Genomic DNA, 18,051 nt, shown 5'->3' with positions numbered 1-18,051 from the left:
AACTACTCCGGGACAAGGCTGGCGTGCTCACCCACCAACGATCAATGACCTAGCAAGGTTCGGTGACGCGGCACTAGAACGCGCGATGCATATCGTCCGTGGCATCACAAATGCGCCGCGGCATGCTAGAGGACTTGCTGCTGTTGCATCTGGATCTGCGAAAAGTGGCGAGACTGTCCAATCTGCACACCTAGCACGCGAGGCTGAAGTATTTGCGCGATCGATTTCAGCGCCGTCCCATGCAAGTAGAGCGTTGAGTGCTCTATCGCTAGCTGCGGCCCAAGCTGGTTTTGTAGACCGTGCGCAAGAAATTGCGCATCACATCTCTAATGCAAACCAGCAGGCGCGCGCCTTTAAAGCTGTGGTGGAGGCGTTTGCTGGGAGGGGGGACCTCGGTCAGGCTAAGGCCATCGTGGGCCTGATCCGTGAGCCAGAACAACAGGTGAAGGCTCTAGCATTCATCGTACGCGCAGAGCTAGAGAACGGTGATGTGGCTAGTGCTGCGCAGACTATCGAAGCGGTTCTAGACCCTGCTATGCATGCGAAGTTGATGGCGCTCTTCTCCCGAGCCCGCAGCAGCGGCGAGGCTTGCTCGGCAATGACCAGCGGCTTCCGGACACCTGTGGAGGAGCTTGCCGGCAGGATTGAGCGTAAACTGAGCACTGGCAATTTCGATGACGCAGAAGCGATTGCCATGTCGATAAAGGAGCCGTACCCTCAGGCTAAATTGATGTCGTCGATTGCCCGATCTGCGGTGGCGATCGGCGACAAAAAGAGGGCCGAAAGAGTGGTGGGCTCTATTGCGAATCCGGATTTGCGAGCTCGGGCACATATGAATTTGGCGCAGGAGGTGGCTGGCGCAGGCGATGTAAGTCGAGCTCGGAAAATTTCCGACAAGGCCATTTCTCTTGCTATCGCGATTCCTAGCGCCTCGTCCCGAGACTCCGCGCTTCAGGATATCGTGCCGAAGATAGCCACTCTAAGGGGCCTGGATCGTGCTGAGAACTTAGCTCACTTCATTAGCGCCCCAACTGTACGTGAGCTCGCGCTCGCAGCTGCCGCAGTGGCGGTGGCCTCACTAGGTGACTTTAGCGGGGCCACAAGAGTCGTGTCCTCTATAGGGAGTTCGTCAAGGCGGACTAAACTGCTCACTGCGATCGCCGGTGCTTATGTCAAAAGTGGCTGTTTAAACGAGGCGGAGTCCATCGCCCGTTCCATAGTCGATCCTGGCGAGCAAGCGCGTGTGCTTCGCATGGTTGCGGAGGCCCATGTCGAATGCGGGAATATTGGACGGGCGAAGTCTACTGCGCAGGCGATTCTAGACGCCAGTGAACAGGCTTATACACTCACGGCACTAGCAGCCAAGGCTCCAGTTGCTGAGGGCCGTCAACTGCTTGCGCATGCATTGAAAGGCGGACACTGGCAAATATGCCTAACAACTCTGATTCGCTTTGAGCCCGACGTTATTGAGGTCATCACAGACGAGCTTTTGCGTGGAACAGAAGGCTAGTGCAGTCAAACTGCTGGTATCGTGATTAGTCCATCTGGCGGCTGAATTGTTCTCATGGCTATCAAGCGGCGGCGCGGCGCGCCGCCGTACCCCCCGACCCTCCGCCCGCCGTCCGGGCGTGCGGCCTGGGGGGCTGGTCTCGGGCAGCGGCGGGACACCGGGCCGTACACCGCGCGCCGGCTCCGCCGTACCAACCGAACGTTCCGACTGGGGTTGCCGCGCTGCCGCATAGTGGCAGCCCTTACGATCGCCTCGGCATGGCAGGTTGCCGTACCTGGCCGGGGGCGATCGACGGTCCACAGCTTCGTCCCTTAGCTCCGGCCTACCGGATTGTGTGAAGTTCTTTCCGCCGCCCATGCGGGCGGTCTCTGGAGGTGGCCGGTATCATTTCTAGCGGAGATTTCGATTGATGTCCGGCACCTTTGTATCTAGTGCTGGCTAAGGTCTGGTAGCATCCCAGATTCGGCGCATGGCCTCGCCTTCCTGGCCGTGAACGCACTTGACATAGACTTTGAGCAGGACCGCCACACTGTGGCCTGCCCACTCGGCGACCTGGGGCGCCGGTACACCTGCGGTAAGCCATGTGGATACGGCAGCGTGACGGAGTGCGTAGGGCACATTCATGAGCGAAGATGCAGCCTCAGCAGGACTGAAGGCCATAGTCCTGGCTTCGTGGAAGACCTTCAGATAGGCGCGATCGGTCATCAGCCCGCCCCGGGGGCCGATGAATACGCGCCCATCAGGACCGGTGCCGAACTCTTCCAGGTGCCAGCGGAATAGGTTCACCAGCTCAGGGTGTATCGGGGTGGACCGGGTTTCGCCATCTGCGCGGTGCTTCAGCGCGCGGCGTTCGCGTGGCTGGCCGCTGTTGGTCCAGCGGCTACCGGCGCGTGGTTCGGCGCTCGTCAGTCGCATCTCGCCCCAGCCCTCCTCGGGCAGGCTCACCAGGTGTTCTCTGCGGAGGTCTACGGCCTCCTCCGGCCGTAGAGCTGCGTAATATAGCACTCCGAAGAATGCCTTCATACGCTGTCCACGCTCGCTGTGTCCATGAACGGCGGCCAAGAATCGCCTTGCCTGCTCGGCGTTGATGACCGTCCGTGGATCCACGGTGGTGAGTGTTCGCGGACGGGTCCACTTCACGGCCTTCAACGGGTTCTTCGAAAGTGCGCCGAGCTCCATGGCGTATTCCATGGCGTTGTTCAGCACCATGCGCTTACGGTTGGCAGTGTTGGCGGCGGCCAAGGATCCGTCCTTGGTCCGGCTGATCCTGTCAAGCATGCCGCGCGCCAGCGTAGCCCCCTTGCCGAGCTCAGCGAGTGCGGCCAGCGCGATCGTGTGTCCTTCTAGCCACCGAAGAGCCTCAGCCAGCTCGGCGGGCGGTTGCTCATCGTCTCTGATCCGCGTGCTGTACGCCCAGCGGAGCGCGGCGCGGCACATGTCGCGGGATGGTGCGCCGTTCTCACTGGTGTAGAGGGCTTCTGAGGCGTCGGTAAGCGCCTCAGCAATGCCTCGGCGGTGGTTGGGCGAAGCGTACGGCCATTTGGCCTTCACGTACGCCAAGGTGAAGGCATACCAGCTCAGCGGCGACTCCTCCCGCTTCCACGAGATGGGTCGCCCGGTACCGATGTCGAAAGCCTCCCCCTCACGCGCGGCCGTCATCAGACGCGCTTGGAAGCTTCGGGCCTGTGCGATGTTGCGGAACGGCTCTTTCCACTCGCGGCTCTCCACAACCCAGCGAACGGTGTGAGTGGTGACCCTGGAGCCCTTGTAGGTCTTGATCTTCCAGAAGCGTACGCGGTATGTGATGTTGTCCATCAGGCGGCCGTCTCCAGGTCGTTGAGCCACTTGTCCAAGTCATGGCGGCGGATGCGAAGGTCACCGTTGGGGAGCTTGATGCAGCGAGGCGCGCGGCCCTTGGCGCGCCAGTCGTAGAAGGTGGACCGGGAGATCTGGAGTTCGGCGCAGACCTGGGAGACGGTGAGCTTGTCGGGATCGGGTCTGGCTGCTTTCACCGGTGGCTCGCTCTAGTTGTGATCAGCGGGTGGACGGCGTAGATGGGGGAGGGGCGGCGGCCGGGGCCGGTGCGGGGCGGTTCGGGTTGTCGGCGGATCCAGCCGAGTTGGTCAAGGACTTCCAAGGCCGGTTCCAGTTCGCCGACCTTGCGGAAGCGGCTTCTCGGGAGCGCGGTGAATGCCTCGCGGACGGTGAATCGTTCCGGGCGGGTGCGCTGTAGCCAGGCGTGGACGGTGCGGGCGCCTTCCATGTCGGGGTCAGCGCCCATCGCGTCGAAGGTGGCCAGCGCGTGAGCGGTGAAGTACGCGCCCAGCTCCACGGCAGCGGTCATGGTGTCGGCGCTGATCGGGCGTCGCCAGCCGTCGTCAACGTGGGTGGCGAGGTGGATCAGTCCGGCCATGCGTGCAACCGCGCCATCGAACTTGCCCGCCCAGTCGGCGATGTGGCCCAGGTCGCCGGAGTCGGGCCGCAGCCGGGGCTCGGTACGGCGACGCTGCTCGGCGAACACTTCGGCGGCCTCGGGCGAGAGCAGCAGCCGGGCGGGATCGTCCCACTCGTGCATGCCGATGACGAGCTTTTGCAGATTGTGCTGATAGCGCTCGGCGACCTCGGCCGGAACGGGGTCGGGATCGATGCGGCGGTAACCGATGTTGGATGTCGGCAGGCTGTACAGGATGCGGCCGAGCAGCCCCTTTCCCCGGAAACCGGGCATGCCCGCGATGTCGGCCACGATCTCCGGCTGCACGGCCAGGCCGAGGGTGAGCGCGGCGCTGTCCACCTGCTCGGTGCGGCCACGCCGGTCCACAATGAGGGTGTCACCCGCGTGGCCCTTGAGGAACAGATCCAGGTTGGGCGTGCCGGAGTAGCGTCCGGCGAGGGTGGCGAAGATGCCGCCCTCGGCGGACAGCACGGCCAGTCGTCCCCCTTGCTCGGCGAGCAGGCTCGCGGCGGTCTCGGGAGTGATGTCGTCGGCGACAAGCCGCGGCTTGACGGGAACCCGGATGCCCTCCACGGCCAGGGCGGTGCTTTGGGCTTCGGCGATCGCCTCGGTTGCTGCCTCCCCGCGTGCGGCGCTGGCTGTGCGAGCGGCCTTCTCGGCGGTTTCCACGGCTAGGCGTCGGGTTACCTCGGCCTCGGTGATTTGCGGGCCGATCCGGTCAAGGAGTGTCTTCTCGGCTTGCCTGAGCGGGGCTGTCATTTCGCGGAATACCGAGGATTTGCGCGAGCCGGGCGGCATGGCCACCAGGACGTAGAGGTTGACCGGTTCGATCCATGAGCCTCGGACGTTGACGACGGCTCTGCCGCCTGCGGCGGTGGACAGTGCAGCCATCCCGACGCAGCCCGCCAGATCCAGCGGGGTCTGGGTCTCCTCGGCCACGGCGGTCATGTGATCGGCCACCCAGGCCGGGAAAGCACGCACGGGGAAGGGCGGCAGCTCCGCGCGCTGGCGAAGCGGGATGGGTGTGTCCCACTGGTGTGGTGGGCGGTTGTGCGCGTCGGCCAGGCGGTCAGCGGCTGCGAGCCTGGTCAGGATCGCCGTGGCCTGCTGTGCCGGGCTGTGGCCGTTGGCGATGCTCATGCGGCCTCCCTGCGGGGGTGACGTTCGCCGGAGTCGAGCCCGGATCGGATGGTGGACATCGCTTCTCGTGTGCTCAGGCCGGTGGCCTCGGCGGCGTGCTGTAGCGCTTGTTCGGCCAGACGGCGAGGGAGAAGGCCCGTGCCGGCGAGCTGGCCGAGGGCGAAGGAGGCGGCATTGAGAGTGTCGTTTCGGGTACCGGGCGCGGCGGCCAGGACACGTTCGATTTCGCCGCGCAGGGCGGCCAGGGCGTATCCGGTGGCTCGGTCGGTTCCGAGCATGGCCAGGACGTCGGGCGCGCAGGCTGGTGGCTGAGGCGGCAGTGGGGCCAGCCGTACGGCCAGCCAGTCGGGCAGCGGCACCGGGGCGGCGGTGTGGATCACTTCGTAGCAGCCAGTGCCATCCGGGAGTTCCACGTTACTCCCGGGGCCGACGACGTAGCCGCCGCAGGCGCGGGTGTCGATCAACCAGCCCAGGCGTCCGGCGGTGTTGCCAAGGCGCACGCCGGGCGGGGCGGTGAAGTAGAGGTGTGTGCCGCCTCGGCGGGTGCGGACGGTGAAGGTTTCCAGCGGCAACGGCTGTCCGTCCTGCTCGCACACGATGGCGAGCACGTCGGCGCCGTCGTTGACGCCTGGTTGGTCCCATGGTGGTGGCGGGTGCTGGCCGGGCTTGGGGGTGTCCAGGTCGAGCACGACCAGGCCGGAGGGGCCGCAGGCGATGCCGATGTTGAACGGGCCGCGCGCCCACATGGTGTGGATACGGCCGGGGTCGGTGGTGGCGTGGCGTTCCCAGTCGGTGAAACCGCGCATGGGGCGCTTGCCGTGCGGGGTGAGCGGGAAGACGGCCCAGCCGCGTGCGGCGGCGGCCAGAGCGTAGCCGGTGAGGTCAGCAGACATGAGCAGGTCCCCTTCAGCGGGTGCCGTTGTCGTGGAAGCGGCGGAGGTAGGTGTAGATCCGCCAGCCGAGGCGGGGCCGCATGCCCGTGCCGTTGCAGGCGCGGCAGGCGTGCCGCCGCCGGTGAGTACGGCAGCGCGGGCAGGCACGCCACGGGCACACCAGGCAGATCAGGCAGTAACCGAGAGTGACGAGCGGAACGTAGAGTCCTAGCAGGGCAAGCAGGGTCGCCAAAGTGGTCTCCGAAGACGTTTGAGCGGGTCGGGGAAGGCCAGGGCCTAGGCGCTAGAGCGCAGGCAGGGCGGGGTTTCGGGGCCTAGCGGACCCTCTAGACCTAGAGGGGGCGGCCTCTAGGTCTAGAGGCGTCGGCGTGGTCAGGAAGCCGCGCCCGCCCTCTTGCGAGCATCACGTTCGGTCAGGGCGTGGGTGATGTCGTCGCGGGTGATCCCGGTGCGGTTGGCGCCCTTGCCGTCGGCGGTGGTGCCCCAGACCTGGCCCGTCTTGACGCCGTACGGCTTGAGCGCGTTGGTCAGTTGCGCGGACTTGGCCGAACCCGTCAGCGCCGCCCACGGGCCGTAGGCTTCGGGCCGCAGTTCGGCGAGGCGATCGACGACGACCTCGTTCCACAGCTTCGGCTCGCTCGCCACGGCCGCGATGTCGGCCAGCAGATCCGAGCCCTGCGCGGCCTCGGTCGCGTCGAAGCCTTCGCCCACGGCGTGACCCGACAGCGTTCCGGCCCGTTCGCGCATGGCGCGGGCGCGTAGGGCGATCTTCTCGGCGGCCGGGGCGTCGAGGTAGACACAGCGCACGATGCGCGGGTTCTCCCCCTCGCCGGAGAAGTAGCAGATGCCCTTGTCGTTGAAGCTGAACATGGTGGCGCGGACGCCGTTCTTGTAAGCCGAGGTACCGAGCACCATGTCGTTCTCCATCTGGCCCATGACCTTCAGGCACAGCCGTACGGCGGCGTTCGCGCTGATCCCGGTGGGCAGGGCCTTGGCGTCCGGGCGCTGGGTGGCCAGGATCAGCACCATCCCCAGCGCCGGGCCGCGCTTGACCAGGTCGGTACAGATCGCTTCGAACTCCGCCCCGAAGCGTTCGTGCTCGAACCAGACCTGACACTCATCCACCGGGATCACGATCGGATGCAGGCCGAGACTCCGGTTACCGGCCAGCTCGGGCGTGACCTTCGATTCGGGGCAGATGTCCTTCGGCAGGCCGCGGATCACCTTGGCGCGGCGGCGCAGCTCCTCGCGAAGGGCGCGCATGCCGGCGATGGCGTACTCGATGTCTTCGTCGTCGTCTCCGGCGCGGTAGCGATGGGCGACGCATTCCAGCGCCGACAGGTCCCCGGTGCCTTTCAGGTCATAGACGTGCAACTCGGTACGCGGGTCCAGGGCCGCGATCAGCGCCAGCAGCCGGAGCAGGAACGTCTTGCCCATGCGCGGAATCGAGCCGATGATCACCGAAACGAACATCAGCGTCAGCCCGACGAACCGGCCGCGCTGGTCGGTGGCGAATGTGGTGGACTTGAACAGGTCCGCGCTGCCGGAGCGACCCAGCGGCCACGCGGGCTGACGGGCCTTGTTCATGTCCTGGTCGCCGACCCACAGCATCAGTCGGCCGGTGTGCTCCTCGGGGACCGTCTCCGGCCACACGCAGCCCAGTGGACGGCGCAGGCCAGAGGCGAGCTTGTCGCGCCGGTCCATCACCTCGGCGACCGTCACTCCATAGGGCAGGTCCACATCGGCGCGCCAGCCGGGGCCGTCCCGGGTGATCGGTGCCTTGAAGTCCAGCGGGTTACGGGAGTTCTTGGCGATGGCCTGGTTGATCGCGGCGATGCCGAGTGAGCCCAGCGCGCGGATCACCACGTCACTGGTCAGCTTCTCCACCGAGGTCGGGATGACCGCGCGATCGATCAGCGGCCGATCGGCTGGACGCCCGAGCACGCCCAGCAGAGCGACCATGAACGCGAGCGCCGCCCACTGCGCGGGCGTCGGCGCGCTGGCCACGAGGATGCTCACGATCACCAGCGTGATCATGACGAGCAGCGCACCGAGCGCGCGCAGCCGTACCCGCGCATCCCGTTGCCTGCTCAGCTTCAGGTACGCGTCGGGGTCGGCCTTCTGCACGGTGGCCAGCCGTACCGGCTCGCCCTCCAGGTCGAAGGTCCACCGGACGAAACCGCCCACCAATCGGCCGAAGCCACGCGGCGAGCGTACGGCCAGCCGCCCGGCGTACAGCGGGGCGCGGCTCGCTTGGTAACCGGCCACGTAGACGTAGTGGGCGGCGACCCACGACAGGATGCTCAGAGCCTCGGCGCGGGAGCGCAGCCACAGCGGCACGATCGGGCGGCGGGTCCTGGCCTTCTCCGCAAGGTCGGTGATCCAGTCGCGGGTCTCGCCTCCGGCGCGGTCAACGCGCATCACCTCGCCATCGGGCTCGGCGTCGGGGCTGGTTGGCGGGTAGGGATGGCGCCCGGCGCGGACCGTGTCCAAGTGGACGATCTCCGCGCCCTGGTCGGGCTGTTGTGCACTGTCGTCGGGCTGGTCGGACATGATGAGGTCACCTCGTGTGCGTTGGAATTGCGCGGGGTGGGCGGGGCGCGATCCGGCTTTGGCGAGTGGGGCCCGCGCCCCGTTGGCGGTCAGCGACTACGCGCGGTCGGTCCGCGCGGGTCGGCGTTACGCGAGGCGGTCCGTCCGGCGCGGACGGTCCGCGCGGGTCATGCCGGTCGGTACGGTGGGCGCGGTGCCGAGTTCGGCTCGCCACCCAGGGACGAAGAGCCAGATCGGGTCACCGGGCGGCGGGCTGATCGCCAGGACCTCGCCGAGCGTGAGAGCCGTGATGGCCTGGTCACGGTCGAAGGCCCGCCCGCCGTATCCGCTGACGGTCCACCGGCCGTCCGCACGCCGTACGGCTCGCTGCCCCGACCGATCGCAGCTCATCAGTTCCTCGGAGATGCGCAGGCTCATCAGGCGGCCTCGCTCTTCGGCTCGGCGCGCAGGCGGGCGAGCAACGCTCCGGCGCGGTCGGTTGAGATCGACCGGCCAGTCTCCCGGACGGCGGCGCGGAGGCGGTCGCGGGTGAGCGGCACTCCTCGTGCGTTCAGGTCGGCTGCGACTCGACGACCTACCTGGATCAGGTCGCTGACGTCGGGTGACGTATGGCGTGTGACCTTGCCGCGCTTGCGACTGGGCCGCTTGCGGGCAGAGGCCGGCGGCAGCGCCGGGGCGGGGGCCAGCCGTACCGGCGAGATCTGCACTTGGTGTTGTGTGGATACCGGAACCAGTTCGCCCAGCCGGTACAGGGCGCGCTCGCGGCGGGTGGCCTTGGTGCGCCACAGGCGTCCGTACCGGTCCTGAAGTTCGGTCTTGGCCAGGATGCGATCACGTTCACGGGTGAGCGCGTCCGGGTAGCTGCGGATCTCCCACAGCACCATGCGACGCCACAGGGCGAGGGTGGGCAGCGGTGCCAGCAGCCAGCGCGAACGGCGGATGCCGTCCATACGGTCGGCCTTGGCCAGGTCGGCGCGCTTGCGGACGGCATGCGCACCGACCTCCACGGCCATGACCCACAGCAGCGGCAGCACCGCATGTGACACCACGGCGAACCAGTCGACGCGCTCGGCACCGAGGTAGGTGGCGACATTCAGATAGACCGTCGCGGCGGTCAGCGCCCAAGGAATCAGCCTCAGCCAGCGCAGGCGCATGCCGAGGCGAGCCAACACGATGTCCAGGGCGGAGAACACGGCGATGCCGAGGTCGATGCCCAGCGGCACGATCCAGGCCAGCCACCCGAAGGACGGCGCGGCGGCCGTGGCCACGGTGGCGAAGCTGATCACGAAGCCGAGCAGGCCCAGGACGCCGGTCGCGGCGGCCGTCACCGAAATAGCCGTGTGCTCACCCTGACCGAGCGGCCTCGGAGCGTTGATGGTCTCGTGGTCGTTCATGCAGCCCGCTCCTCGGCGCAGTTCAGGCAGGTTCCGAGGTGCCGGGGGAGCACATAGCCCGCGTCAAGGCCGCATTCGGGGCAGGTACGGCGAGCGGCGTTCGCCTTGGCCAGGGCCGCCCGCTGGCGAAGGCTGGCCGTGCGCTTGGGCAGGGCGAACCGGACATCGTAGAGGTAGGCGGCGCGAACGCCACTCGTACCGTGACGGCGCGAGCGCCACAGCACCTGGGCCTGTACGCCCTGGCCGCCGGGGCGCAGGCCCTTGGCGGTGAGCTGGCGCAGGGTGAGCAGGTGCGGCGGGGCCATCCGCCAGGGGTAGGACGGGATGCCGTAGCGGTCACCGGCCGGATCCCAGAACGCAGCACGAATGCGACTCATCAAGCCACCTCCGCCCAGCCGGTCCCGAGCTGGTCAGGCGAGGCGACGATCTCGCGTGCGGTCATCCCCGCCCACACGCCCGAATCGGGGCAGGCGCGCCGCGCGTAGTCGGCGCAGAGCTTGAGCGACGGGCAGGAGTCGCACACGTCACGAGCGACGGACTCGCGGGCCGCGCGCTCTTCGGCCGACTCGGCGTGTGCCGGGCCGTTGTGCAGATCGAGGTCAAGCAGGCAATCGGCCTCGGGCGCGCCGCCCCTGCCCCGGAACGCCTTGCGGCGCTGGTTGGGCGATAGCAGGGACGGGTGAATCTTCGCCCTGCCGGTAGTGACGGAAATGGGATCAGTTGCCATGATGGTGGCACTCCTTGTTGCTCTCTGATGGGCGGCGGGGAGACCGGAGCGGCTTCCTGTCTTGGCGGATCGGGGCCGCTCCGGCGTTTTCTGGGGGGATTCAGGCAAGGGCATCGATGAACCTGCTCATGGCGTCGATAACGATCCCGAGCCCGTCGATGGCGCTGAGGAAGACCTGAGCGGCACGCTCGGGCTGCTTGACGGCGTAGAAGAGGAACAGGACGGCCGCGAGCACGAACAGCGTGGGCAGCAGGCGGCGGGGCTTGGTGACGGGGATCATCGGAACTCCTCTGGTCGGGCCGTACAGGGGGGCCTACACGAAGTACCGTACAGGCCCCCCTGTACGAGCGTCAAGGGGGGACTACACGGCGTGTCATGTGCGAGGTCAGCCGCAGGGGAGCGCGGCGTGTCTAGGCCCCCCTTGACGGTTCGCGTAACCTGGGCTGCATGCAGGACCAGGACACGCACGACGAGGTAGCCGCCGCGCTGGCGGGGCTCGTGCGTGCTTTCGAGTCCGCGGTGAGCGCCATCCAAAACGACCCCGACGCTGACCGGGCGTACGGCGAAGCCACCCAGCTGGTAGAGACGCTTCAGCGCTTCAGCGAAGCCTCGGGGGATTTACGGGCGCAGTCTGCGGCCCGCATCTTCAAGAGCGAGCAACTATCGCTGGCCGGCCTGGCGGATCGCATCAGCATTTCGAAAGCACGCGCAGCACAGCTCATCAACACCGCCAAGAAGGCCGATGAGAAGGCAAATCCAGCTCCGGAGGAAGCCACGTGAGTGCCACCACTGAGGTGCGCGTAGAAGTCTGGCCCATCTCGGCCGACCAGGTCGGCCTGTGGCTGATCAGCGGTCAGGACGCTTGGCGGTCGGATGCGATCCGGCAGGACAGCGATCCGCACAGCGCCGTTGAGGCACTGCTGGAAGAGCACCAGACGGCGGACGTGAAACTGCTGCACTCCACGTCATGGCGCGCAGACGATACGGCGGTGATCCTCACCTACGTCGCCGTGGTGGGCTGCTCGGAGGAGTTGGCATTGGATCGGTGGCCGCGAGCCGTACCGATCAGCCCTGAACTGCCCGACGCGGTTGGAAAGCCCATCGAAGTGACGGCCACCGAAGCGCCCTTCCCTCGCTACATCGACGTGCTCATGCATGGACTTCGGCACCTTCAGTTCCTTCTGCAAACGGACTCATCTGCACGTGAAGCACTGTGCGACGTGTGGCGCGGCCACCTCGCCGGCTTCCGCTCAGCGCTGGCCGGTATGTACGACCACAAGCACGGGGAATCGCCGATCGTGCTTCCTGACGCGAACGTCACCTAGTGAGGTAGCCATGGCCGCGGCCGAGGAGAACGACAAGCTGAACTCTCAGCAAGAGGCTTACCGGGCGCTTGGAAATCTTCTAGAGCGCACCGGACGCGAGGACTTGCCCACCATCACGTGGATGATCGGGGACGGTGGGGCGGGTCCTGTTGTGGCGGGGGAGTGTCACGCCAGCGACCCGATACAGCGGGAGCGGGACTTCTACGCATGGCAATCCGCCCTCGGCGCCGTGACGTGGCCCGATGGGATCAAACGCCCTGGTGGCATTCACCTTCATGCGGCGAAATCGGATTACGAAGGTGTCGCGGTGACGGTGTCCGCCGATATTCGCGCAGATGAGATGTGAAAGCGAGCCTCCCCCGCCTCGCTGCCGCATGCTCTGGCCAGAGATCGAGGCGACCGCGCCCGTACGGTGAGTGAGCGCATATCCGCACAGGGGTGTGGGACGGATATGCCGGGGACGGGGTCGATTCCACGACCGGCCGCGATGTGTCGGCAGTCATCTGGGAGGCGGGGGAGGGGCATCATCAGGGCAGAGTGCCCAGCGTCGGCGCGGCGGCAGGGGAGGGATTCCCCTGCCATCCCCTACGAGGAAGGGCCATCGACCCTGCCGCCGCGCCAGTCCGTGACGAGTTCCCATTCCTCATCTGAGACCGGTGACATCCCGAGCTTGGCGGCGGCTTCGTCCAAGGCCGCACGTGACAGATCCCAGCCACGGACCAGAGCCAGCGATTGCAGGTTGATGCTCCGCGCCACGATCACCGCCGCCGCTGCTCGCACCCTGATGAGGGTTTCGTGATTGGCCTGGATCTGTTCCAGCGTCCGAGGCGGGAAATCGTCGGAGTTCCAATTCAGTGTCATCCACATGGTGCACCGTCCACGGACCAGGGCTGTCGAAGGTTGCGCAAGGCGTCGAATCGGCGCGCCACGACGCGAGCAACGGTGTCCAGATGCTCTACGCCGTAGCTCGCGTATACGTACCGCCTGGAACGTGGTGAGACCTTTCCGGTCCACCAGAGGTAGACCACCCCATCTGTCCAGACGACCAGGTCGGTCCATACCGAGATGAGCGCGATGCGGTTCCCTGTGTGAACGTCGGCGACGATGCCGTAGGCCGAGAGGGCACGCTGTAGCTCATCGGCGGCAACCGTCGCTGGCTGGATGAGCCCCCTATTTCTCTCCATGGCCGTCTCTCGCTCTTCGTGCCATCCTGAGCAACTGCTCGGCGCGCGCCTTCGATATCCCGAGCCGCTGGGCGAGCTTGCCGACCGACAGCCCTTCCGCCCGGTGCACGCGTGCGGCGGCTTCCGCTCGCACCTGGGCGGCGGTGTCCGCCATCCCGCGAACCTTCTCAGCGAGGTGGGTGGCGTCGTCAAAGGCACGCCGTGGCTCCGGAATCATCCGCACGGCCGCGACCGCGTCATCGAAGGCGCGTGAGATCAGCTGGAACACGTTGTCCACGCTCTCCTGTCGGCTGGCATTGTCTGGAGTGCTGTCGTCTTCATCGCGTGCGGTCATGACGCCATCCGTTGTTTTCGCAGGAGTACCCAGGTGCGGTGTCCCTCCGGCCCGCAGGACGCGCCAAAGGACGAGGTGACGCTCGACAGTTCGGCCGTCTCGAAGCCGCCTGTCGGGTCGGGTAGACCGGGGTCGCGGACCTCAATGTGCAGGCCCTCGCCGGTAATGTCGATCTGGACATGGATCTGTTCGCCGAGCGGAGTTCGCCGGAGCGCTGCGGACAATAAGCCTCGGGCGACTTCGTCGGCCACGGTGGCGAGTCCGGGCAACTCAGCTTGCGCGATACCGCGCGCCCAGGTGCCGGCGCTCTCGATGCTGGCTTGAGTGGATGGGAGGGACTGTCGATACATCGCCCCAACCTTCTCGGGTAGGTCGAGCTGTGTACCGGCAAGCTTGAAGCTTCCTGGTAAGGCTGTCAAGCTACCCGCGTGGATCGAGACGACGAACGTCCCTTGTATCTCCAGGTAGCCGACCAGCTGCGCGCCAAGATCACCTCCGGTGAGCTACGTGAAGGCGACCGGCTGCCCTCCGTGCCAGGGCTCGCGTCTGACCTGCGCATCTCGCGGTCTACGGCGTCCGAGGCGCTGAAGGTCCTCATCTCTGAAGGTCTCGCCGTAGCCCGCTCCGGCGCTGGCACCTTCGTCCGCCTGCCACGAGAGCCACAACGACTGATCCGCGCCTGGTACCGGGCGAGGCCGTACGGCTCGCCATTCCGGCAGGACATGGAACGCCAGGGGCGTGCCGCAGGCTGGACCTACGACTCACAGACCATCCAGGCACCACCAGAGATCCGCAACCGTCTAGCGCTCACCGAGGCAGAAGGCGACACAGAAGACGTGGTCAGGACTCACTACGTCTTCACGGCCGACGAAGAGCCCGTGATGCTCTCGACCAGTTGGGAACCCCTTGCCACCACACGGGGAACGGCGGTTGTCCTACCCGAAGACGGCATGCTGGCCGGTAGGGGAGTGGTCGAGCGGATGCTGAGCATCGGGGTGGTCATCGACGACTGGGTTGAAGAGGTCGGGGCGCGGCTCGGCACGGCGGATGAATGCGAGCAACTGAAGCACGCCTCGGGCTCCATCATGGTGACCATCCAACGCAGCTACTACGCAGGAAAGCAGCCGGTGGAAACCGCAGACATTGTGGTACCCGCCGATCGCTTCGCCCTGGTCTACAGCGGAAAGATGGGGCGCACGGGAGAGGAGTAAGGTGGAGCCGCAGAGTCCGCACAACCCCCTCCGGCAGGGAGGTTGTGCGATCGCCATGGTAAATGCCTAGGTGCACGCTGCTTCGTGGCGCGCCGCAGAATAACACGGAGGAGTCCGCACAATTCAGTCGGCGCTGCCTCCCGAGGTATGGCTACCAAGGTGTGTGGAGGAGGACTCTGTGGTTTTTGCGGATACTGCAGTCGATGCTCGATGGCTAGTCAGAAAGTGCTGGAGTCGGGGAACTTGCGATGGCTCGAAGCTGTATTATTCGCGTTTCTCCGTATGGCGTAAGCGCCCAATATGAACCCTTATCTGTAACGCTGCGGCGGCGCTCGCTACGCTTGATTAATCCTAGGGCTAAAAATTGAACCAAGATGGTCTGAAATTCGTCTTCCGAGAATGATATTTCGATCGATTTTACCTTTACGCTACCTGGATCTATCTTATTATCAGCGAGTGTCTCAAGGATTGCTGGCTCCTCTAAGGCATTGACTCGCTCGTAGTTATTTAGCCACCCGTTTAGTTGCTCATGTATAGTGGATTCTTCGCAGTCGTCGAAAAGAATTGAACCCGTGGCGGCAAAGATCTGATCCCAAGTGAGGTCGATCTTCACCCATATTTCTACTCTGGCATCGAGGTTTCGAGGTCGAGAGAAGATTGCTTCTAGCCATACGGGGAGCGAGGCTTGTTGGGATCCCTGGGCTAAGTGGGATACTCCCTGAGGCGGTTCGTGGCGATTTATTTCTGCTGAACTCTCGAGTTCGGCGATCTTCTTCCTGAGATCGTTAATCTCTTGTAGTGTCTCTATTGTTGCTTGCTGATTTGCCCTTATCCAACCTGTGGCAGGATACTGTTTCACGAATTGCGCGAAGCTCAAGGCCACCTTGCCGGGCAAGTCTTCGCTGGATGACCAGAACTTGACATGTTTAGCTTGTTGAACGCGTGCACGGAAATTACTAAGCGCAGCCCGAGCTGTCTCGCCAAGTTCTGACTTCATGAGTGGGAGCAACTCGGGCTTGCCGTGCAAAAAGGCCATGACGGGCTTCTTTTTTCCGACAGCATAATTGTACTCTTTCTCGGTGTAGCTTAAATCTTCGACCGAGTCGATTGAGCCATACTTGCCGCCAATCACGAGCAGATAATAGTCGGAATCATCAATTACGCGCTTGATGAGCGTCCATGCATCATCATCCGCTGCGGGGAATAGCTCCATGCCGGCAGGGAAGGCGTCGAGTTGCAGTAGAGCAGAAATCACCGCCTGCCTTTCCTCTATCAGGTCTAGATATGTTGAGCTTACGAAAACCTGGTATCGCTTCTGATTAGAAGAATTCATTATTTTTCCCTCCAGTTTGGCGTGCTAAGCTGAGCGATCGGCCCGGGAAGCGCTTATCGGCCCTCATAGAGACCCGGGCCGCCTACCATAAGCTCTAGCTGACGGGCGTGACACTCACCGCAGAGGGGCTCGCGCCCCGTCGTTTTACCATCTGACAGCCAATGCGGGCAGCGTGTATTGGTGTGGCACGTGTGGCGAACCAGTACCATATCCTCACTCGCGGTGAGAGTATTGAACATCCAAACCAGATTGTAATCACCTCAACATTGCACCACGTGCAGTGACACGCTACTCCTGTTTGGTGGTCAGGTGGTTTTCTTACTGTCCAGATGCGATAGCGACGATAGTCTGAACGATTGAAGCCAATGCGCCAATTATTCCTGCTACGAGTGAGGCGACCGCTATGTGGTCGATCTTCCTGTGCTTTGTATCGTGAAGGATTACCGCACTCTTCCTCTCTGTTCTGATTGCCCTGCCAGCAAACGTAGCCAATAGCGGGAAGGATGCTAGTGCAAAGATAACTGCAAACACTCCGGAAGTTGGCAGCCGTTGGCTGATCGCCGCGAGAGCTCCGATGTTGGCTGCGAGCGACAGGCCAATCAATGCCCACCAGGTAATCCGCAGCACGAGTATGCGAGGCTGATCAACTTTTGTTGACAGGAAGCGTACTAGCTCCTCATGCTTGCCTAGCACCCAGGTGTGATCGCTGCCATTCACAAGCACCCCTGTGAAGCCATTATAAAAGAATACTCGGGCTCGCCTGTAGATGGGCTGATATTCTACCGACTGAATTGAGGTGCGATTGAGCACTTCTGTGCCGTCATCGATTTCTTTCAATAGCTCGTCGATTGATTTTGAATTAATTGTGACATCGTCCACCGTTGCCGAGGCAGTGAGCTCTGCCTTCTCGCTGAAGCCCTGATTAATTAGATCGGCCAGTCTGCGGAGGTCTCTCTCCGTCAGCTTGCAGCCGTAGAGGTTACTGTCACGGGAGGTGGTGCGCTCGGGCATGGGTTGAATATAGCCGCCCGGTTTGCATGTCACGCTTGTCTTGGGGACGACTGGTTAAGTATGTCACGAGACCTCACATGGACACCCGGACCTTGAGATGCATCAGACAAGACCAGTATGCGGGCCTATGGCTGTTGGCCACTCACGTAACGCAAGAGACATTCCTTGATCACGTACGGGCAACGTGCGGCACGCGCAGCGCGCGACCGACCATCGCGCCACCTCTGGGTTTGTCGGTCGGTGCACTGGCATAGATCTTCAGTAGAACGCCAACGCTGTGTTCCCGCTGACTGGAGGACCTGGCTAGCGGGAACGCCGGCGTTGAGTCGCACTGAATCCCTTGCGTGGCGAAGATCGTACGGCCGCGCCACAAGGTCGGAGTTCACCTGATCGGGCGTCAACGCCATCGTGCGGGCGTTCCTCCACGTGCGGGAGGTCACCGATGATCCACGCGTCTGAGGATGATGGGACGACCACTATTGGGTTTCGTTACAGTAGGCACGGCCAATACACGGCTAGATCACCAGATTCGTGGGAGAAGATGCAGGTCGCAGCGTTGTTGCGACGGGTCTGTAAAACCGTCGGCTCAGCCTACGCAAGTTCGAACCTTGCACCTGCCACCACCAGTAACACCAGCTCAGAGGCCCCTTGAGGGCCTCTTTGCATGTCCGGGTCGTGTAGCCACGAGCCGCCGGACGCAGCCGTTCGTCACCGTTCCCGGAATATACGCGGAATGGATCATGGGCTGTTCGCGCAGGTCGGACCAGCTCTCACGGAACGCGGAAGAGCCCCAGAGAGCATCCGGGACCCTTCACACACGGCGCAGCTCGTCTCAGGAGGCAAGCGCGTCCTCGATCCGCTGGTTGACGATCTGTTCCTGGCCGTCCAGGCACTTGGCGTAGACCCGTAGCAGCACGTCAACACCGTGCCCGGCACGCTCGGCCACCTCTGGCGTGGGCACACCGCCGTTGAGCCAGAGCGAGA

22 protein-coding genes and 1 tRNA gene are annotated in these 18,051 nt (G+C 64.5%); 6 read left to right on the top strand and 17 right to left on the bottom strand.

Going from position 1 to position 18,051, the window contains the following annotated elements; genetic code table 11:
• Nucleotides 1-1,510, top strand: a 1,510-nt coding sequence (locus tag P3X83_RS04975) for a hypothetical protein (protein WP_277303651.1), incomplete at its 5' end; no start/stop codon positions are given.
• Nucleotides 1,511-1,948: 438 nt separating this feature from the next.
• Here the strand turns inward: P3X83_RS04975 and P3X83_RS04970 are convergent.
• The 11 genes from P3X83_RS04970 to P3X83_RS04920 all read right to left on the bottom strand — a co-directional run bounded on the left by P3X83_RS04970 (nucleotide 1,949) and on the right by P3X83_RS04920 (nucleotide 10,949).
• A complete protein-coding gene (locus P3X83_RS04970) occupies nucleotides 1,949-3,325 on the bottom strand; it encodes a tyrosine-type recombinase/integrase (RefSeq protein ID WP_277303650.1) in 1,377 nt (458 codons plus the stop codon).
• On the bottom strand, nucleotides 3,325-3,522 hold the full coding sequence (locus P3X83_RS04965; RefSeq protein ID WP_277303649.1) for a helix-turn-helix domain-containing protein: 198 nt from the start codon (nucleotides 3,520-3,522) through the stop codon (nucleotides 3,325-3,327). The genes P3X83_RS04970 and P3X83_RS04965 overlap by 1 nt, the downstream gene beginning before the upstream one ends.
• Entirely contained in the window at nucleotides 3,519-4,910 is a 1,392-nt protein-coding gene (locus P3X83_RS04960) for a YfjI family protein (protein ID WP_277303648.1), read from the bottom strand. Before P3X83_RS04960 ends, P3X83_RS04965 begins: the two co-directional genes overlap by 4 nt.
• A 188-nt stretch (nucleotides 4,911-5,098) precedes the next feature.
• Nucleotides 5,099-5,995, bottom strand: a complete 897-nt coding sequence (locus P3X83_RS04955; protein WP_277303647.1) for a bifunctional DNA primase/polymerase — start codon at nucleotides 5,993-5,995, stop codon at nucleotides 5,099-5,101.
• A 13-nt stretch (nucleotides 5,996-6,008) separates the two neighbouring features.
• Complete coding sequence (locus P3X83_RS04950; RefSeq protein WP_277303646.1) at nucleotides 6,009-6,227, bottom strand: hypothetical protein; 219 nt, start codon at nucleotides 6,225-6,227, stop codon at nucleotides 6,009-6,011.
• Between the two features lie 140 nt (nucleotides 6,228-6,367).
• On the bottom strand, nucleotides 6,368-8,548 hold the full coding sequence (locus P3X83_RS04945; protein ID WP_277303645.1) for a cell division protein FtsK: 2,181 nt from the start codon (nucleotides 8,546-8,548) through the stop codon (nucleotides 6,368-6,370).
• A 126-nt stretch (nucleotides 8,549-8,674) separates the two neighbouring features.
• Complete coding sequence (locus tag P3X83_RS04940; RefSeq protein ID WP_277303644.1) at nucleotides 8,675-8,965, bottom strand: hypothetical protein; 291 nt, start codon at nucleotides 8,963-8,965, stop codon at nucleotides 8,675-8,677.
• Entirely contained in the window at nucleotides 8,965-9,942 is a 978-nt protein-coding gene (locus tag P3X83_RS04935) for a DUF2637 domain-containing protein (RefSeq protein ID WP_277303643.1), read from the bottom strand. The genes P3X83_RS04940 and P3X83_RS04935 overlap by 1 nt, the downstream gene beginning before the upstream one ends.
• Entirely contained in the window at nucleotides 9,939-10,319 is a 381-nt protein-coding gene (locus P3X83_RS04930; protein WP_277303642.1) for an RRQRL motif-containing zinc-binding protein, read from the bottom strand. Before P3X83_RS04930 ends, P3X83_RS04935 begins: the two co-directional genes overlap by 4 nt.
• Complete coding sequence (locus P3X83_RS04925; protein ID WP_277303641.1) at nucleotides 10,319-10,669, bottom strand: WhiB family transcriptional regulator; 351 nt, start codon at nucleotides 10,667-10,669, stop codon at nucleotides 10,319-10,321. The genes P3X83_RS04930 and P3X83_RS04925 overlap by 1 nt, the downstream gene beginning before the upstream one ends.
• A gap of 100 nt (nucleotides 10,670-10,769) precedes the next feature.
• The gene (locus tag P3X83_RS04920) at nucleotides 10,770-10,949 is read right to left on the bottom strand and encodes a hypothetical protein (RefSeq protein ID WP_277303640.1); all 180 of its coding nucleotides are present in this window, start codon (nucleotides 10,947-10,949) and stop codon (nucleotides 10,770-10,772) included.
• A gap of 167 nt (nucleotides 10,950-11,116) precedes the next feature.
• Between P3X83_RS04920 and P3X83_RS04915 the strand changes: the two genes are divergently transcribed.
• The 3 genes from P3X83_RS04915 to P3X83_RS04905 are packed head-to-tail and all read left to right on the top strand — an operon-like array spanning nucleotide 11,117 to nucleotide 12,340.
• Entirely contained in the window at nucleotides 11,117-11,449 is a 333-nt protein-coding gene (locus P3X83_RS04915) for a hypothetical protein (RefSeq protein ID WP_277303639.1), read from the top strand.
• On the top strand, nucleotides 11,446-11,994 hold the full coding sequence (locus tag P3X83_RS04910; protein WP_277303638.1) for a hypothetical protein: 549 nt from the start codon (nucleotides 11,446-11,448) through the stop codon (nucleotides 11,992-11,994). The genes P3X83_RS04915 and P3X83_RS04910 overlap by 4 nt, the downstream gene beginning before the upstream one ends.
• Before the next feature lie 10 nt (nucleotides 11,995-12,004).
• Nucleotides 12,005-12,340 (top strand): hypothetical protein, encoded by a 336-nt coding sequence (locus P3X83_RS04905; protein ID WP_277303637.1) that lies wholly within the window; start codon nucleotides 12,005-12,007, stop codon nucleotides 12,338-12,340.
• Between the two features lie 239 nt (nucleotides 12,341-12,579).
• Here the strand turns inward: P3X83_RS04905 and P3X83_RS04900 are convergent, their stop codons facing one another.
• The 3 genes from P3X83_RS04900 to P3X83_RS04890 form a co-directional block, all read right to left on the bottom strand.
• Nucleotides 12,580-12,861: a hypothetical protein gene (locus P3X83_RS04900; protein ID WP_277303636.1), complete on the bottom strand. Its 282-nt coding sequence runs from the start codon at nucleotides 12,859-12,861 to the stop codon at nucleotides 12,580-12,582.
• Nucleotides 12,862-13,164: 303 nt separating this feature from the next.
• Complete coding sequence (locus P3X83_RS04895) at nucleotides 13,165-13,512, bottom strand: hypothetical protein (RefSeq protein ID WP_277303635.1); 348 nt, start codon at nucleotides 13,510-13,512, stop codon at nucleotides 13,165-13,167.
• Entirely contained in the window at nucleotides 13,509-13,862 is a 354-nt protein-coding gene (locus P3X83_RS04890; protein WP_277303634.1) for an ATP-binding protein, read from the bottom strand. The genes P3X83_RS04895 and P3X83_RS04890 overlap by 4 nt, the downstream gene beginning before the upstream one ends.
• Nucleotides 13,863-13,940: 78 nt before the next feature.
• Here P3X83_RS04890 and P3X83_RS04885 point away from each other — a divergent pair, with 78 nt between their 5' ends.
• Nucleotides 13,941-14,723 carry a GntR family transcriptional regulator gene (locus tag P3X83_RS04885; RefSeq protein WP_277303633.1) on the top strand — a complete coding sequence of 261 codons (783 nt, stop codon included), beginning with the start codon at nucleotides 13,941-13,943 and terminating at the stop codon, nucleotides 14,721-14,723.
• A 214-nt stretch (nucleotides 14,724-14,937) separates the two neighbouring features.
• On the opposite strand, the gene P3X83_RS04880 is transcribed toward P3X83_RS04885, so the two are convergent.
• Together P3X83_RS04880 and P3X83_RS04875 are read right to left on the bottom strand one after the other, a co-directional pair.
• Nucleotides 14,938-16,056: a DUF4062 domain-containing protein gene (locus tag P3X83_RS04880; RefSeq protein ID WP_277303632.1), complete on the bottom strand. Its 1,119-nt coding sequence runs from the start codon at nucleotides 16,054-16,056 to the stop codon at nucleotides 14,938-14,940.
• A 318-nt stretch (nucleotides 16,057-16,374) separates the two neighbouring features.
• On the bottom strand, nucleotides 16,375-17,067 hold the full coding sequence (locus P3X83_RS04875) for a hypothetical protein (RefSeq protein ID WP_277303631.1): 693 nt from the start codon (nucleotides 17,065-17,067) through the stop codon (nucleotides 16,375-16,377).
• Nucleotides 17,068-17,610: 543 nt separating this feature from the next.
• On the opposite strand from P3X83_RS04875, the gene P3X83_RS04870 reads away from it, so the two are divergent.
• A tRNA-Tyr gene (locus tag P3X83_RS04870) sits at nucleotides 17,611-17,690 on the top strand.
• A gap of 209 nt (nucleotides 17,691-17,899) precedes the next feature.
• Here P3X83_RS04870 and P3X83_RS04865 read toward each other — a convergent pair.
• A complete protein-coding gene (locus P3X83_RS04865) occupies nucleotides 17,900-18,028 on the bottom strand; it encodes a hypothetical protein (protein WP_277303630.1) in 129 nt (42 codons plus the stop codon).
• Nucleotides 18,029-18,051: the final 23 nt, after the last annotated feature.

This window comes from Spongiactinospora sp. TRM90649, from assembly GCF_029382225.1.
In the GTDB taxonomy this organism is placed as follows: domain Bacteria; phylum Actinomycetota; class Actinomycetes; order Streptosporangiales; family Streptosporangiaceae; genus Spongiactinospora.
The sequence above is the reverse complement of the archived record's forward strand: the minus strand, read 5'-3'. Positions and strand labels throughout refer to the sequence as shown.

What these genes read in the sequence shown, in the direction of transcription:
- P3X83_RS04970 (WP_277303650.1), bottom strand. Translation starts at nt 3,325, where the DNA reads ATGGACAACATCACATACCGCGTACGCTTCTGGAAGATCAAGACCTAC.
- P3X83_RS04960 (WP_277303648.1), bottom strand. Translation starts at nt 4,910, where the DNA reads ATGACCGCCGTGGCCGAGGAGACCCAGACCCCGCTGGATCTGGCGGGC.
- P3X83_RS04955 (WP_277303647.1), bottom strand. Translation starts at nt 5,995, where the DNA reads ATGTCTGCTGACCTCACCGGCTACGCTCTGGCCGCCGCCGCACGCGGC.
- P3X83_RS04945 (WP_277303645.1), bottom strand. Translation starts at nt 8,548, where the DNA reads ATGTCCGACCAGCCCGACGACAGTGCACAACAGCCCGACCAGGGCGCG.
- P3X83_RS04940 (WP_277303644.1), bottom strand. Translation starts at nt 8,965, where the DNA reads ATGAGCCTGCGCATCTCCGAGGAACTGATGAGCTGCGATCGGTCGGGG.
- P3X83_RS04935 (WP_277303643.1), bottom strand. Translation starts at nt 9,942, where the DNA reads ATGAACGACCACGAGACCATCAACGCTCCGAGGCCGCTCGGTCAGGGT.
- P3X83_RS04930 (WP_277303642.1), bottom strand. Translation starts at nt 10,319, where the DNA reads ATGAGTCGCATTCGTGCTGCGTTCTGGGATCCGGCCGGTGACCGCTAC.
- P3X83_RS04925 (WP_277303641.1), bottom strand. Translation starts at nt 10,669, where the DNA reads ATGGCAACTGATCCCATTTCCGTCACTACCGGCAGGGCGAAGATTCAC.
- P3X83_RS04920 (WP_277303640.1), bottom strand. Translation starts at nt 10,949, where the DNA reads ATGATCCCCGTCACCAAGCCCCGCCGCCTGCTGCCCACGCTGTTCGTG.
- P3X83_RS04915 (WP_277303639.1), top strand. Translation starts at nt 11,117, where the DNA reads ATGCAGGACCAGGACACGCACGACGAGGTAGCCGCCGCGCTGGCGGGG.
- P3X83_RS04905 (WP_277303637.1), top strand. Translation starts at nt 12,005, where the DNA reads ATGGCCGCGGCCGAGGAGAACGACAAGCTGAACTCTCAGCAAGAGGCT.
- P3X83_RS04900 (WP_277303636.1), bottom strand. Translation starts at nt 12,861, where the DNA reads ATGTGGATGACACTGAATTGGAACTCCGACGATTTCCCGCCTCGGACG.
- P3X83_RS04895 (WP_277303635.1), bottom strand. Translation starts at nt 13,512, where the DNA reads ATGACCGCACGCGATGAAGACGACAGCACTCCAGACAATGCCAGCCGA.
- P3X83_RS04890 (WP_277303634.1), bottom strand. Translation starts at nt 13,862, where the DNA reads ATGTATCGACAGTCCCTCCCATCCACTCAAGCCAGCATCGAGAGCGCC.
- P3X83_RS04880 (WP_277303632.1), bottom strand. Translation starts at nt 16,056, where the DNA reads ATGAATTCTTCTAATCAGAAGCGATACCAGGTTTTCGTAAGCTCAACA.
- P3X83_RS04875 (WP_277303631.1), bottom strand. Translation starts at nt 17,067, where the DNA reads ATGCCCGAGCGCACCACCTCCCGTGACAGTAACCTCTACGGCTGCAAG.